The organism is Phytohabitans sp. LJ34 (genome assembly GCF_052068095.1).
GTDB lineage: Bacteria > Actinomycetota > Actinomycetes > Mycobacteriales > Micromonosporaceae > Phytohabitans.
Genome location: NZ_JBQHDG010000036.1, coordinates 1 through 14474 on the forward strand (window position 1 = coordinate 1; position 14474 = coordinate 14474).

At 73.0% G+C, this 14474-nt stretch carries 13 protein-coding genes; 3 read left to right on the forward strand and 10 right to left on the reverse strand.

Going from position 1 to position 14474, the window contains the following annotated elements; all coding sequences use genetic code 11:
• Positions 1-324: 324 nt before the first annotated feature.
• On the reverse strand, positions 325-1113 hold the full coding sequence (locus ACTMTJ_RS42055) for a sporulation protein (protein ID WP_441224362.1): 789 nt from the start codon (positions 1111-1113) through the stop codon (positions 325-327).
• Positions 1114-1359: 246 nt separating this feature from the next.
• Here ACTMTJ_RS42055 and sigB point away from each other — a divergent pair, with 246 nt between their 5' ends.
• A complete protein-coding gene (gene sigB, locus ACTMTJ_RS42060; RefSeq protein WP_441224363.1) occupies positions 1360-2325 on the forward strand; it encodes an RNA polymerase sigma factor SigB in 966 nt (321 codons plus the stop codon).
• On the opposite strand, the gene ACTMTJ_RS42065 is transcribed toward sigB, so the two are convergent.
• The 5 genes from ACTMTJ_RS42065 to ACTMTJ_RS42085 form a co-directional block, all read right to left on the reverse strand.
• Positions 2322-3107, reverse strand: a complete 786-nt coding sequence (locus ACTMTJ_RS42065) for a methyltransferase domain-containing protein (protein ID WP_441224364.1) — start codon at positions 3105-3107, stop codon at positions 2322-2324. The two genes, sigB and ACTMTJ_RS42065, sit on opposite strands and share 4 nt — an antisense overlap.
• Before the next feature lie 51 nt (positions 3108-3158).
• Complete coding sequence (locus ACTMTJ_RS42070) at positions 3159-5696, reverse strand: bifunctional acetate--CoA ligase family protein/GNAT family N-acetyltransferase (protein WP_441224365.1); 2538 nt, start codon at positions 5694-5696, stop codon at positions 3159-3161.
• A 534-nt stretch (positions 5697-6230) separates the two neighbouring features.
• Positions 6231-7361, reverse strand: coding sequence for an acetoin utilization protein AcuC (locus ACTMTJ_RS42075; protein WP_441224422.1), 1131 nt, complete (start codon positions 7359-7361; stop codon positions 6231-6233).
• Positions 7362-7491: 130 nt separating this feature from the next.
• Positions 7492-8781, reverse strand: coding sequence for a cytochrome P450 (locus ACTMTJ_RS42080; protein WP_441224366.1), 1290 nt, complete (start codon positions 8779-8781; stop codon positions 7492-7494).
• Positions 8739-9581, reverse strand: coding sequence for a sulfurtransferase (locus tag ACTMTJ_RS42085; RefSeq protein WP_441224367.1), 843 nt, complete (start codon positions 9579-9581; stop codon positions 8739-8741). The genes ACTMTJ_RS42080 and ACTMTJ_RS42085 overlap by 43 nt, the downstream gene beginning before the upstream one ends.
• A gap of 87 nt (positions 9582-9668) precedes the next feature.
• Here ACTMTJ_RS42085 and ACTMTJ_RS42090 point away from each other — a divergent pair, with 87 nt between their 5' ends.
• Positions 9669-10355, forward strand: coding sequence for a metal-dependent transcriptional regulator (locus ACTMTJ_RS42090; protein ID WP_441224368.1), 687 nt, complete (start codon positions 9669-9671; stop codon positions 10353-10355).
• A gap of 249 nt (positions 10356-10604) precedes the next feature.
• Here ACTMTJ_RS42090 and ACTMTJ_RS42095 read toward each other — a convergent pair whose 3' ends face one another.
• The 4 genes from ACTMTJ_RS42095 to ACTMTJ_RS42110 form a co-directional block, all read right to left on the reverse strand.
• Positions 10605-11159, reverse strand: coding sequence for a hypothetical protein (locus ACTMTJ_RS42095; protein ID WP_441224369.1), 555 nt, complete (start codon positions 11157-11159; stop codon positions 10605-10607).
• Positions 11160-11229: 70 nt separating this feature from the next.
• On the reverse strand, positions 11230-12429 hold the full coding sequence (gene lhgO / locus ACTMTJ_RS42100; RefSeq protein ID WP_441224370.1) for an L-2-hydroxyglutarate oxidase: 1200 nt from the start codon (positions 12427-12429) through the stop codon (positions 11230-11232).
• A gap of 27 nt (positions 12430-12456) precedes the next feature.
• Positions 12457-12690: a DUF5522 domain-containing protein gene (locus ACTMTJ_RS42105; protein WP_441224371.1), complete on the reverse strand. Its 234-nt coding sequence runs from the start codon at positions 12688-12690 to the stop codon at positions 12457-12459.
• A gap of 22 nt (positions 12691-12712) precedes the next feature.
• On the reverse strand, positions 12713-13765 hold the full coding sequence (locus tag ACTMTJ_RS42110) for a DMT family transporter (protein WP_441224372.1): 1053 nt from the start codon (positions 13763-13765) through the stop codon (positions 12713-12715).
• Positions 13766-14003: 238 nt separating this feature from the next.
• On the opposite strand from ACTMTJ_RS42110, the gene ACTMTJ_RS42115 reads away from it, so the two are divergent.
• Entirely contained in the window at positions 14004-14453 is a 450-nt protein-coding gene (locus ACTMTJ_RS42115) for a hypothetical protein (RefSeq protein ID WP_441224373.1), read from the forward strand.
• Positions 14454-14474: the final 21 nt, after the last annotated feature.

Consider the following 14474-nt stretch of genomic DNA (forward strand, 5'->3'; position numbering starts at 1 on the left):
ACGGTGGGGCACGAGGACCTCCCTCGGATGGTGCGGCTGTTGTGGTAGCTCCACACCTACCGAGGAGGTCCTCACCCTTTCAAGATCCCCGTGTCACCAACGTCCGTGGGCAGTACACCTAGATCTCGACGTTTCCTACCTGAACCTGCTGACGCCGCGTCACAGACGGTGGCCGGCGAGGCCGGCCCACCCTGTGCGGGGGTGACCAACAGCGGACGGGTGGGGCCGCGGGAGCAGCGGTCCGGACCACCGCGGACATCGCGGTAGCTCAATGTCTCCGTCTTTGAAGTGTGATCCTCCCGGGCCCGACGACCTCGGCGAGATTTAGAAGAACAGCCCCCGGCGTTGAGCTGACTGGCGGAGCCACGCGTCCAGTTGGCCGGCCCAATCGGCCTGCTCGGCCCCCGCGTAGTCGACCGTGAAGCGGCCGAACGCGTCCTGGCCCTCGGTGAAGAGGCCGCCGCGCTTGTCGAGCTCCAGCACGACCTGTAGCTGGTGCGGCGTGGGCAGGAAGGTGACCTCGAGCTGGTTGAAGGCGCGCGCGTATTGGGGCGCCGGGTAGAACTCGATCTCCTGGTAGAACGGCAGCGACTGCTGCACGCCGCGGATGCGGCCGCGCTCGACGTCGGCCTTGCTGAAGCGGAAACCCAGCCTGAGCAGGGCGTCGAGGATGCGTTCCTGGGCGGGCAGCGGGTGCACGGCCACGGCATCGAGGTCGCCCTTGTCGACCGAGCGGGCCACCTCGAGCTCGGTGCGCAGGCCCATGGTCATGCCGTGCAGGTGCTGCCCGTAGAGCTCGGTGATCGGGGTCTCCCACGGCACGTCGAAGCGGAACGGCACGTCGTGGCGGCCGCCCGGGTTGAGCCGGAACGAGCCGGTCAGCCGCTGGCGGTGGAACTCCTGGGTCGTGTCGTACTCCGAGTCGCCGCTCTCCACCTCTACGCGCGTGACCAGCCCGACGGCCACGTACTCGATGTCGACCGCGTGGTCGCCACCGACCACGTGCACCTGACCCTCCAGGTAGCCGCCCGGCCGGCAGTTGGGGTTGCTGAGCACCGTCTCGACCGACGGGCCTCCCACACCCATCGCCTGCAACATGCGCTTGAAGACCACGTCGTCCTCCCGGATCGGGGGTTGGAGCTATCGCAACTCCAGCACACTAACTCCAGGCAGCAACCGCCGACATTTCCCCTAAAAGGTGTACCCCGGGCTAATCAACTACCGGATTAGTGCCACGGAGCGTCCGCCTCACTCCCGCTTCACGCCCCGACCGCCAAGCTTTTCTCACCAGCGCCACTCGGGCAGCTGGGACGCGTGCCATCTGTCGACGCGGGGAGGCGACTAAAGGTGGTCCTGCAAATGAACGACAACGAGCTCACCCTCGATGCCGACCTCGACGCCACCGACGAGCGGGGAGTGTCGGCCGACCTGGTCCGGGCGTATCTGAACGGTATCGGTCGGACCAAGCTGCTCACCGCCGTTCAGGAGGTCGAGCTGGCCAAGCGCATCGAGGCGGGGCTCTTCGCCGAGGAGAAGCTCGCGGACGCGACGCTCTCGCCGGCCATACGGGAAGACCTGGCGACCGTCGCTGTCGAGGGTCGCGCGGCAAAGGACCACCTGCTCGAGGCCAACCTGCGGCTGGTGGTCAGCATCGCCAAGCGGTACACCGGCCGTGGCATGGCCTTCCTCGACCTCATCCAAGAGGGCAACCTCGGCCTCATCCGCGCCGTCGAAAAGTTCGACTACACCAAGGGCTACAAGTTCTCCACCTACGCCACCTGGTGGATCCGCCAAGCCATCACCCGCGCCATGGCCGACCAGGCCCGCACCATCCGCATCCCGGTGCACATGGTGGAGCAGGTCAACCGCATGGTGCGCGCCCGCCGCGACCTCAGCACCACGCTCGGCCGCGAGCCCACGATCGCCGAGGTGGCCAAGGCGATGGGCGTGCCGGAGTTCCAGGTGATCGAGCTGATCTCGTACGACCGCGAGCCGGTCAGCCTCGACCAGGCCGTGGGTGAAGACGGCGAGAGCGCGCTCGGCGACTTCGTCGCCGGTGTCGACCCGCGCGCGGAGCCGGCCGACAGCGTCGCGCAGGGCGAGCTGCGCAGCGAGGTCGAGATCGTGCTCGCCACGCTCTCCCAGCGGGAGCAGGCGGTCATCCGCCTCCGCTTCGGCCTCGACGACGGCCGCCAGCGCACGCTCGACGAGGTGGGCCGCGAGTTCGGCCTCTCCCGCGAGCGGATCCGCCAGATCGAGAAGGTCACCCTGCTCAAGCTCCGCCACCCGTCCCGGGCCAAGCGCCTGGAGGCGTACGCCAGCTAGGGCCGGCAGATCACTTCGCCGTGGAGGATGGCAAACCAGCCGTCCTCCACGGCGCCCCATTTCCGCCAGCCTTCCTCGATGTGGTCCAGCTTGCTTTGCGGGTACCCGGCCGCGAGCGCCTGGGTGGCGATGGCCGAGTGCGTGATCCGCTCCGCCCACATGCCGCTCCACCAGGCCCGGTCCTCGTCCGAGGCGAAGCACCACACCGACGCCGTCGCGGTGATGTCGGCGAAGCCGGCCTGCCGCGCCCACGCGTGCAGCCGCCGCCCCGCGTCCGGCTCACCGCCGTTGCGCCGGGCCACGTCGCGGTAGAGGGCCAGCCAGGTGTCCAGCTCGGGCGTCTCGGGATACCAGGTCATCGCCGCGTAGTCGGAGTCGCGCGCGGCCACGATCCCGCCCGGTCGGCACACCCGGCGCATCTCGCGGAGCGCGGCCACCGGGTCCTCCACGTGCTGGAGCACCTGGTGGGCGTGCACGACGTCGAACGACGCGTCCGGGAAGTCGAGCGCGTGCACGTCGGCCACCGCGAACTCGACGCCGGCTGGGCCGGCCGCCCGGCGGGCCTCCTCCAGCGCCGCCTCGGACGTGTCGACCGCGGTCACCCGGCCGGGCGCGACGAGCCTCGCCAGGTCGGCCGTGATCGTGCCCGGGCCGCACCCCACGTCGAGCACGTCCAGGCCGGGCGCAAGGTGGCCGAGCAGGTAGGCCGCGGAGTTTTCCGCCGTGCGCCACCGGTGCGATCGCAGGACCGACTCGTGATGCCCGTGCGTGTACGTCGCCATGACCCGCACGCTAACGCCGGCCGCCCACGATATGGGAGCCCTATCCCAGTATCAGAGACGGCGCGGTGCGGTGTCGGGGCGGTCGGTGGGTGGGCCGAGCACCAGCTCGGCGTGCAACACCGACAGCCCGTCGGCGCGCGCCAGCACCGGGTTGAGCCGCAGCTCGCGCACCTCGGGGCGCTCGTCGGCCAGCCGCCCCACCCGGATCAGCAGCTGGGCCAGTGCCTCCCGGTCGACCCGCTCGGCGCCCCGGTAGCCGCGCAGCAGCGGCGCCGCCCGCGGCTCGTCGACCATCGCGGCGGCCTCGCGGTCGGTCAGCGGGGCCGGCCGCCACACCCGGTCGCCGAGCAGTTCGGTGGCCACGCCGCCCAACCCGAAGCCCACCACCGGCCCGAAGGCCGGATCCTCCACCAGCTCGACCACGCAGGCCACGCCCGCCGGGACCATCGCCTGCACCAGCACGCCCGGTCCGAAGTTGCCGGCCATCTCCGTGTAGGCCCGCGCGACGGCTGACTCGTCGGTCAGGTCGAGGCGGACCGCGCCGAGGTCGAGCCGGTGGCGCAGCGCCTCGCCGGCCGACTTGAGCGCCACCGGGTAGCCGAGCCGGTCGGCCGCCGCGACCGCCTCCTCCGCCGACTCGGCCGGCAGCGAGGGGACGACGTCGATGCCGTACGCGGTAAGGACGTCGAACGAGTCCACTGTGGCCACTTCGGGGACAGTCCCGGGTGGACGGCGCAGCCAGTCGGCGTACCCGGAGACGCGCGCGAGGGCCCGCACCGCCTCTTCCACCGACGGGTAGGCCGGCACGCCGGCCGGCATCTTGTCCACAAGGGACGTGACGACGGTCGGCTTGTCACCGGCCAGCGCCACGCTCGCCAAGGCGGTGGCGAAGTCGGCGTCCTCATCGGACAGCTGGCCCGGCACGGGCGGCGCGAAGACCACGACGAGCGCGTCCGCTCCCCCGTCGGTGGACGCCTCGGCAAGCGCGTCGCCGAACTCGTTCGCGCCGGCCTGGGGCGGCACGTGCCGCGGGTACCCCTCGGCCACGGCCAGCCCGCCGTCCGCGCAGGCGGCCGCGGCGAGGCGGGTGAGCGCGGTGGAGTTGCCCACGATGCCCACCCGCCGGCCGGCCGGCAGCGGCTGGTGCGCCAGCAGCACGCCGACGTCGAAGAGCTCGGCCACCGTGTCGACCCGGATCACGCCGGCGTGCGCGAAGAGCGCGGCCACCCCGTCGCGGTCTGGCCCGGTGGCCGGATCGCGCCGGTCGCCCGGCGAGCGCGACCGGGAGAGCCCGCGGGCGGCTGAGGCGACCGCGACGATGGGCTTGGTGCGGCCGATCCGGCGGGCCAGCCGGGCGAACTTGCGCGGGTTGCCGAAGCTCTCCAGGTACAGCAGGATCACGTCGGTCGCCGGGTCGTCCTCCCAGTACTGGAGCAGGTCGTTGCCGGAGACGTCGGCGCGGTTGCCGGCCGAGACGAAGCTCGACAGCCCCAGCCCGCGCCGGTCCGCCTCGGCGAGAAGCGCGACGCCCAGCGCGCCCGACTGGCTGAAGAAGCCGGCGCGGCCGGGCAGCGGGAGGCGCGGGGAGAGGGTGGCGTTGAGGCGTACCCCGTCGTGGGTGTTGGCCACGCCGAGGCAGTTGGGGCCGACGACCCGCATGCCCGCCGCGTGCGCCGCCCGGGTGAGCTCGCGCTCGGCGGCGGCGCCGGCCTCGGTGTCCGTCTCGGCGAAGCCGGCCGAGACCACGACGAGCCCGTGCACGCCGGCGGCGGCCGCGTCGTCGACCACGCCGGGCACCGCCTCCGGCGGCACCGCCACCACGGCGAGGTCGATGCCCTCGGCCAGGCGCGCCGAGCGCAGGGCGGGCAGGCCGCCCACCGCACCGGCGCTGGGGTGGATCGGGTGGATCGGACCGGTGAAGCCACCGTCGCGCAGGTGGCCGAGAATCGCCGCGCCGATGCCGTGGCCGCTCGCGCTCGCGCCGTACACGGCGACACCGCGCGGGCTGAGCAGGCGGGCGATCGAGCGCGCCTCGGCCCGCTGCTCCCGCCGCCACTGCACCTCGAGCGACTGCTCGGTCAGCGCGATCGGGAACGTGAGATGGACGACGCCGTCCGCGTACTGGCGCTGGATCTGGTAGCCGGCGTCGGCGAAGACCCGCAGCATGGTGGAGTTTTCCGGCAGCACCTCGGCCACGAACCGGCTCACGCCGGCATCCCGCGCCGCGGCGGCCAAGTGCTCCAGCAGCACCGACCCGACGCCGCGCCCCTGGTAGGCGTCCTCTACGACGAGCGCCACCTCGGCCTCGGCCGCCTCCGGCCCCAGCCGCTCGTAGCGACCGACCGCGAGGATCCGGCCGCCGGTCTCGATGACGAAGGCCTCGCGGGCGTGGTGGTCGACGTTGACGAAGCGCTGGAGGTCGCGCTCGGGGATCCGCGGGTAGGGCGAGAAGTAGCGCAGGTAGCGGGTGCGCTCGGAGAAGCGCGAGTGCATCGCGACGATCCCGGCCGCGTCCTCCGGCCGGATCTGGCGCAGGTGGACGGTCGAGCCGTCACTCAGCAACACGTCGGCCGACCGGTCCCGGATCACGCCTCCATCATCGCCTCGCCGGCCGCCGCGGGCTCGACTATCGCGGGCGGGAAGTCGTCACACCGTTCTTTAGAGACCTTTCGGGGTCAGGGTCGCCGCTCGTCGTGGCGTTGCTTCAAGGCAAATTTGCCCACGTCCGCGTCAGCGGCGGACCGTATGCTCCCGCGGGCACCGCTCCCGGCCGGCGGCTCGCAGCGCTCGCCGAAACCCCCGGCCGTCCACTGCCAGCTCCGCGAGACAAGCCCGAGCGGGTCTACGCGGCCCCACCCGCGCCACCCTGACGCAACGTAACCAGCCAAACGGACCAGACTTCGAGATCTCGAACCTCGCGCCGCTCACACCCTCGTGGCCGTTACACGCGGCGACGACAACCCCCTTTCCTCCCGCCGGTTGCGCGCAGGGGTGAGCGCGACCAACGGCGGACGGGTGAGGCCGCGGGAGCAACGGTCCGGACCACGACGGACGTCGCGGTAGCTCAAATCTCTGTCTAAACAAGGGGATTCGGGCGGTGGCCACAAACGTTGGGCCACCGCACTAGTCGCGCGGGTCGTGCGGGTCGAGGCCGTGGAGGGGGAAGACGGCCTTGCGCGTGGCCATGATGGCGCGGTCGACGGCGTCGGGCTCGCTCTCCGGCTGCCACGGCCGGTGTGACACGTCGGCGTCGTCGGTCATCCGCAGCGGCACCTCACGCTGCGGGCGGCGGCGCTTGGCCAGTGCGCGCCAGCCCAGCGGGGTGAGGGTCGCCGGCTCGATCGGGTCGCCCGTGGCGGCCGCGAGCAGGTGGGTCCAGGTCCGCGGGACGACCTCGACGAGCGCGTACCCGCCGCCGCCCGTCGCGATCCACCGGCCCTCGCACAGCTCGTCGGCCAGGGCGCGCAGGGCCAGGTGGGCGGCCCGCTGCCCGTCGACCGACAGGCGCAGGTCGGCGAGCGGGTCGAGGCGGTGGCTGTCGGCGCCGCACTGGGTGAAGAGCACCTGCGGCCGGAACGCGCGCAGCACGGACGGCACCACCGCGTGAAACGCGCGCAGCCAGCCAGTGTCGGCGGTGCCGGGCGGGAGCGCGACGTTGACCGACGTGCCCTCGGCGCCCTCGCCGCCGGTCTCCTCCGGGAAGCCGGTGCCGGGAAACAGCGCGAGCGGCGTCTCGTGCAGGCTGACCGTGAGCACCCGCGGGTCGTCGTAGAAGATCGTCTGCACGCCGTCGCCGTGGTGCACGTCGATGTCGACGTACGCGACGCGTTCGGCGCCCAGGTCGAGCATCCGGGCGATGGCGACGGCCGGGTCGTTGTACACGCAGAAGCCAGCCGCCCGCGCGGGCATCGCGTGGTGCAGCCCGCCGGCGACGTTGACCGCCCGCCGCACCTCGCCGCGCCACACCGCCTCGGCGGCCGCGAGGGTGGCGCCGCAGACCAGCGCGCTCGCCTCGTGCATGCCGTCGAAGACGGGGTTGTCCGGTGTGTTGAGCCCCCAGCCGGAGAAGAACGGGTCGTCCGGCGCGGCGCGGACCGCCTCGATGTAGTCGGCCCGGTGCACGCGGGTGAGCGCGGCGTCGTCGGCCGGCTTGGGCGCCACCACACGCACTCCCGGGCGGTCGAGGACGCCCAGCTCGCGGGCGAGTGCGATGGTCAGCTCGACGCGGACGGGGTCGAGCGGGTGGTCGCCCATGTCGTACGCCAGCAGCGCCTCGTCCCACACCACCAGAGCGCCGTGCACTCCGCCTACCGACGCTCCGTCGCTCGGCGCTCGTCCGCCGTCGTGGCCCAGGCCCGTAGCCTCACGACTCCCGCTCATCGGCTCATCGTCGCACGCGGAGCAGGACCGGCACGCCGTGGCGCGGACGGAGCGTGATCAACGGCTGCGGCACGACCGGGCCCGCGGGGGCGAGCACCCAGCGGGCGCAGACGGCCTCGGTGACGCGGGTCGCCTCCAGCTCGGCGAACTCGTTGCCCACGCACTGCCGGGGCCCGCTGCCGAACGGGAAGTACGCGTATCGCTCCGGCGGCGGGCCGTCCAGCCACCGCTCGGGGAGGAAGCGCTCCGGCTCGGGCCACCACGCCGGGTCGCGGTGCATCACCCAGGGGCTGAGGATGAGCGTCGCGCCGGCCGGCAGCCGCCGACCGCCCACCTCGCGCGCCTCGACGAGGTGGCGCCAAATCGCCCACGCCGGCGGGTAGAGGCGCAGCGACTCGCGCACCACCGCCGCCGTGAACGCCCGGTCGCCGCCCGCGATCCGCTCCTGCGCCGCCGGGTCGTGCGACAGCAGCGCGAACGTCCACGCCAGCGCGTTCGCCGTGGTCTCGTGCCCGGCCAGCAGCAGGGTCAGCGCCTCGTCGCGGATCAGCCGGTCGGGCATGCCGGTGGCGAGCAACAGGCTGAGCAGGTCGCGCGGTGAGCCGGCCGCGCTCGCTTCGCTCGCTGGGCTCCTCGGATCGGAGCTTGCCACGCCCGGCTCGGCACGCCGGGCCTCGATCAACCCATAGACCACGGCATCGACCGCCGCGCTGTCCGCGCGCCACCGCCGGGTCGCCGGCAATGGCAGCCGGTCCAGGAGGGTACCGCCGGGAAGGATCTCGCGGCGAAGAGCCCGCTGGTTGCGGGCGAGCGCGCGGCTGACCGTGGTGACCGCGGCGTCGCCGACCTCGGCGTCGAAGACCGTGCGCGCGACGATCGCGAGCGTCAGCGCGGTCATGTCGCGGTGCACGTCGCGCACCTCGCCGTCGCGCCACCCGGCGGCCGCCGCCCCGGCCAGCGCGGTGAACGTCTCCGCGTATCCGGCCACGGCCTCCCGGTGGAACAGCGGCTGCACCAGCCGCCGCTGCTGGCGGTGCAGGTCGGGCGGGCTGGTCAGCAGGCCGTCGCCGAGCACCCGCTTGAGCGGCTCGCGGCCGCGGCGGCCCACGCCCTTCGCGTACTCCCGCTGGGTGCGGGTCAGCGCCTCCTGGATGGCGGCGGGATCGCTGACCAGGTAGACGCGGGCGCCGGGCACCCCCAGCCGGGCCACGGTGCCCCGGCGCCGGGCCCGCGCGAGGAGCGCCAGCGGGTTCAGGCCACGGGGCGGTCGGGGTCCGTGATCCACTCGCTCCACGACCCCACATAGAGCGCGGCGTCGGTGCGGCCAGCCAGGTTGAGCGCGAGCACGGTGTGCGCCGCGGTCACCCCGGAGCCGCAGTACGCGCCGACGCGCACCCCGTCGTCGACACCGACCTCGGCGAACCGGGACCGGAGGGCATCGGCGTCGCGCAGCCGGCCGTCGGCCTCCACATGGTCGGTGGTCGGGAGGTTGACCGCGCCGGGGATGTGGCCGGCGACCGGGTCGATCGGCTCGACCTCGCCCCGGTAGCGCGGCGCCGCCCGCACGTCGACCAGCACGCCCTCGCTGGCCAGGCGGCCAGCCTGCGCCGCGTCGAGCACCGGCATGCCGCCCGGCCGCACGGTGAAGTCGCCCGGCTCGGGCTCGGGCAGCTCGGCGGTGACCGGCAGACCGGCCGCCACCCAGGCCGGGAACCCGCCGTCGAGCACCCGCACCGACTCGTGCCCCGCCCAGCGCAGCGTCCACCAGGCGCGGGCGGCGGGGACGCCGTCGCCGAGGTCGTACACGACGACGGGGTGACCGGCCCGCACGCCGGCGGCCCGCAGCACGCGCTGGAGGTCGTCGGGGTCGGGCAGCGGGTGGCGTCCGCCCTTGCCGGGCGGGCCGCAGAGGTCGGCGTCGAGGTCGAGGAAGACGGCACCGGGAAGATGCCCGGCCGTGTAGTCGTCGCGGCCGGGCGGGCCGGCGAGCCGCCAGCGCACGTCGAGAAGCGTCGGTGTTTCCAGCGTGCTGAGCTTGCTCAGCTCGCTCGCGAGCTCGGAGGGGTGCACGATAAAGTCTTCGCGTACGGCCACGCGGTCCAGTCAACCACCGCCAGGCTGCTACTGCGGGACAGGCCGCGCCGTCTCGCAGGGGTAGCATGTGCGAGGGAGGGCTGCGCCGTGAACGACTTGGTCGATACCACCGAAATGTATTTGAAGACCATCCTCGAGCTCGAAGAGGAGGGTGTGCCGCCGCTGCGTGCGCGCATCGCCGAGCGGCTGCACCAGAGCGGCCCCACCGTCAGCCAGACGGTCGCCCGCATGGAGCGCGACGGTCTGCTCACCGTGGAGGGCGACCGGCACCTGCTGCTCACCGACTCCGGTCGGGCCCACGCCGTGTCCGTCATGCGCAAGCACCGCCTGGCCGAGCTCCTCCTGGTCAACGTGATCGGCATGCCTTACGAGGATGCCCACGAGGAGGCCTGCCGGTGGGAGCACGTGATGAGCGACACGGTGGAAAAGAAGGTCTACGAGCTGCTCAACCGCCCCACCCGCTCGCCGTACGGCAACCCCATCCCCGGCCTCGACGCGCTCGGCAACGGCGCGACCCCGGCCGCCGGTGGTGAAGACGGCGGCGAGCGCAACCTCGCGTTCCCCGGCCTCGTCGGCCAGGTGGTGGTGCGGCGCATCTGCGAGAGCGTCCAAACCGACGCCGACGTGCTCCGCCAGCTGCACGCGGCGGGCGTCGACCCGGGCGTGACGGTCACCGTCGCACAGGAGCGCGACGGCGTGACGATCGACCGCTCCGGCGACAAGGTCCGCCTCCCCCGCGAGGTGGCGTCCCGCGTCTTCGTCGCCGCCCGCTAACCCGACCTTCTTCCGCCTCGTCCGAGAAGATCCATTTCAAAGCCGGAGATGAGGAGGGCTCCCGTATACCCGTCCAGACGGTGATACGGCTGCCCTATTGGGGGGCTCGGGGCGAGCCGCCGGGGTTGGGCTTGTCGCGCGGACGTGGCAGCGGGGGGCGGGGATTTCGGCTCGCTCTGCGAGCCGCCGGCCGCCGCGGTCTCCGGCGGGAGCGGCGGTCTCCAGCTGACGCGGCCCGGGAAATTTGCTCTATACGCTTGTCTGGTTGATTTCCTTCGCGAGGGCGATGAGCTTGGGGGCGAGCGCGTCCGCGGCCGACTTGGGATCGCCGGGCGCGGATGTGTAGCGGAGGACGATCAGGCGCGCGTCGGCGGTCAGCCAGCCGACCTCGACGCCCGGGCCGGCGCTGCCGCCGGCGCCCCGGATCTGGCGGTAGGCGGCCTTGCCCAGGCCGCTGACGGCCGCGCCGCCCTCGGGGATCAGCTCCTCTTTGAAGACCTCGGCGTCGGCCTGCGTCACCGTCACCGACAGCACCAGGTCGGGGCGGGGCGCGCCCATCGACTGCACCGCGCAGGTGTAGGTCTTGTCGACCTTCTGCGCGGCGGCGATGTCGAACTTGACGCCGACGATCCGCTCGATCAGCACGTAGTCGAGCAGCTGGCACACGCCACCCGCGGCGGCCGCGGGGATGTCGGGCGCCACCGGCGGCGGCGCGGGCGGTGTGTCGGCGGACGCCTCCGTGCCACAGCCGGCGAGGAGCAGCAGCAATAGGCTCGCGCCGAAGCGTCGCGCACGGGTCCGCACGGGTGTGGCCCTCCTGGTTCGCGGCAGCCTTGCCGGTACCGGGTCAAAGTTCGTGGGCCACGATAGGGCCTCAGGCGGCGGCAGGAAAGCCCGGAAGGTGCGACACGATGTGTTTTGCGATCTCGAGGGAGCTGGTGGCGGCGGGCGAGGGGGCGTTGAGCACGTGTACCTGCCGCTCGCGCGCCACGATCAGGAAGTCGTCGACAAGCGCACCGTCCGGCGCGATCGCCTGCGCCCGCACACCCGCCTCCGTGCGCACCAGGTCGCCCTCGCCGACCTCCGGCACCAGGCGCGCCAGGCTCTGCGCGAAGCGGCGCCTGGACAGTGAGCGGCGCACCTCGGTCAGGCCGTAGCCGAGGTGGCGCCGGGCCAGCCGCCACAGTCCGGAGTAGGCGGCGAAGTCGGCGATGTCGCGCGGGTTGACCCTGCGCCACGTGTAGCCCTCGCGGGCGAGCGCGAGCACCGCGTTCGGTCCAGCGTGGACGGTGCCGTCGACCATGCGGGTCAGGTGCACGCCGAGAAACGGGAACTGCGGGTCGGGCACCGGGTAGATCAGGCCGCGCACGAGGTCGCGCCGCTCGGGGCGAAGCTCGTAGTACTCGCCGCGGAACGGGATGATGCGCGCCGGCGGGTCCACCCCGGCCAGCCGCGCCACCCGGTCGGCGTGCAGGCCGGCGCAGTTGACGAGCACGTCCGCGCGCACGTCGCCCACCGTCGTCTCGATGATCTGCCGGTCGTCGCGGGCGACGATGCCGGTCACCTTGGCGCCGAAGCGCACCTCGGCACCCGCCTTCTCGGCGAGCGCGGCGAGGGTCTCGCACACCGCGGCGAAGTCGGCGATGCCGGTCGAGGCCACGTGGAGGGCCTGGACGCAGTTGACGTGCGGCTCGTACTCCGCGGCCTCCTCCTTGCCGATCAGCTTGACCGGGAGGCCGTTGGCGGCGGCACGCTCGTGCAGCGCGCGCAGGCGGGGCAGCTCCTCCTCGCTGGTGGCGACGATCAGCTTGCCGCACACCTCGTGGCGGATGCCGTGCTCGGCACAGAACTCCACCATCGACCGCGAACCAGCCCGGCAGAGGGTCGCCTTGAGGCTGCCCGGCTTGTAGTAGACGCCCGCGTGGATCACGCCGGAGTTGTGGCCGGTCTGGTGGGTGGCGACCCGCTCCTCCTTCTCCAGGACGGTCACCTGCGCGTCCGGGAAATCCTGGGTGATCCGGTGCGCGACCGCGAGGCCCACGATCCCGGCCCCCACCACGACAAACTTCGCCATGGCGGGACAGTAGCGCGGGTTGCCGATCTACGGACTGTCGACGTACGGACAGTGGCGGCAGCCGCGGCCGCAGCAGGTGCCGCGCTTGGCGTGGAAGCTCGCCGTGAGCACGAAGAGGCCGGTGTCCGGGTCGAGGTACCCCGCCTCGTCCGCGGCGAGGGCGGCGTCGTGCGCGGCGATGATCTCGTCGTGGCGGGGGTGGTCGAGGGGTAGGCGGGACGGGTGGGGCTCGTGCAAGGGTCGGGGCGCGAGCCGGTCCACGCCCCGACCCTATCGTTCGGTTTCAGCCGCCGACCGGCTCAGGCTCGGCCGCCTCGGTCCGCTCGGCCTTCGTGGGCCGCTCGGTCTTTTGAGGCCGCCCGGCCACCTCGGACCGCCCGGCCGCCTCGGGCCGCCCAGCCGCCTCGGGCCGCCCGGCGGCGTCGGGCCGCTCGGCCGGCTTCAGCTGCTCGGTCGCCGCTGGTGTGTCTTCCGTTGCCACCAGGATCGCGACCGCGGCCAGCAGCACCACCGTGCCGGCCACAGCGGCGCCGGAGAGCCGCTCCCCCAGCAGCGCCACCGCGATCCCGGCCGCCACCACCGGCTCCAGCAACGTCACGACCGAGGCGGTCGCCGCGCGCACGTGGGCCAGGCCGGCGAAGAAGAGGCCGTAAGCGAGCGCGCTCGGCACCGCCCCCAGGTAGAGCAGCGAACCGATCGTGCCCGCCGTGTAGGCACCGCCCAGCCCTTCCACGAGCGCGAACGGCAGGAGGCACACCCCGCCGACCACGAAGCCGGCGAGCGCCGTGTCGTAAGGCTGCCCGCCGGTACCCCGGGCGCGGGTCAGGAGGGTGACCACCGCGTAGCCGGCGGCGGAGAGGAGGGCCAGGCCGATGCCGAGCGCCGGCCGGGTGCCGGCGCTGCCTGAGCCGCCGGTCAGCAAGACCAGGCCGGCGAGCGCGAGCGCGACGGCGACCGTGCCGGCGCGGCCGATGCGCTCGCCCATCGTGACCCGCGCCCCGAACGCGATCAGCACCGGGCCGGCGCCCAGCGTGACGACCGTGCCGACGGCGAGGCCGATGTGCGCGATCGCACCGTAGTACGCGCTCTGGTAGACGGCCAGCCCCACCCCGATGGCGGCGAGCCGCCCCCAGCCCCGGCGCGACCGGACGAAACGACGCGGGAGGAGCGTGCGGCGCCGGACCGCGAGGGCCGCGCCCAGGACCATGACGCCGATGGTCATTCGCCACCACGACACGGCGATCGGGCCGAGGCCGCTGTCCTGGTAGAGAAGGGCGGCCACGGCTCCACCCGTACCCCAGGCGGCCGCGGCGATGACGATGAAGAAGACGGGCATGCGAAGACTCCACTGTGGATGGCTGACGAGGACCGCTGGGAATGCGGGCGGCAGCCATCGACCGCGGGACCGTCTAGCCGGTCCGGCGGTGGGGGCTCAGTGAAGGACCCGCCCGCGCTTAGCGGACGGGAGGGGGAAGCACGCCAAGATGCACGGCGACAAACCTAGCCGGTGTCCGCGGAAACGTCGCGCTAATTCCTGCCACTGGCTGTCAGTCACCACCCCGGATGATGCCTCCATGAATGACTTCGACTTCTTCACCGGCACCTGGGACGTTGCCAACCGCTACCTGACGAAGCGGCTGGCCGGCAGCGACGAGTGGGAGGAGTTCCCCGGGCGCTCGGTGGCGCACACGTTCTTCGACGGCGCCGGCAACTTCGACGAGATCACCTTCCCCACGAAGGGCTGGCGCGGCGCCACCGCCCGCGTCTACGACCTGGACACGGAGATGTGGTCGCTCTACTGGATGAGCAGCCGCACCGGCCGCATGGACCCGCCGGTGACGGGGCGCTTCGTGGACGGGGTGGGCGAGTTCATGGGCACGGACATGTTCGAGGGGCGGCCGGTGAAGGTGCGCTTCGTCTGGTCCGAGATCACGGGTGACGCGGCGCACTGGCAGCAGGCCTTCTCCCTGGACGGCAAGGAGTGGGAGACCAACTGGCACATGTACTTCACCCGCACCGCCTGAAACGCGTGATGGCCGCCCCGG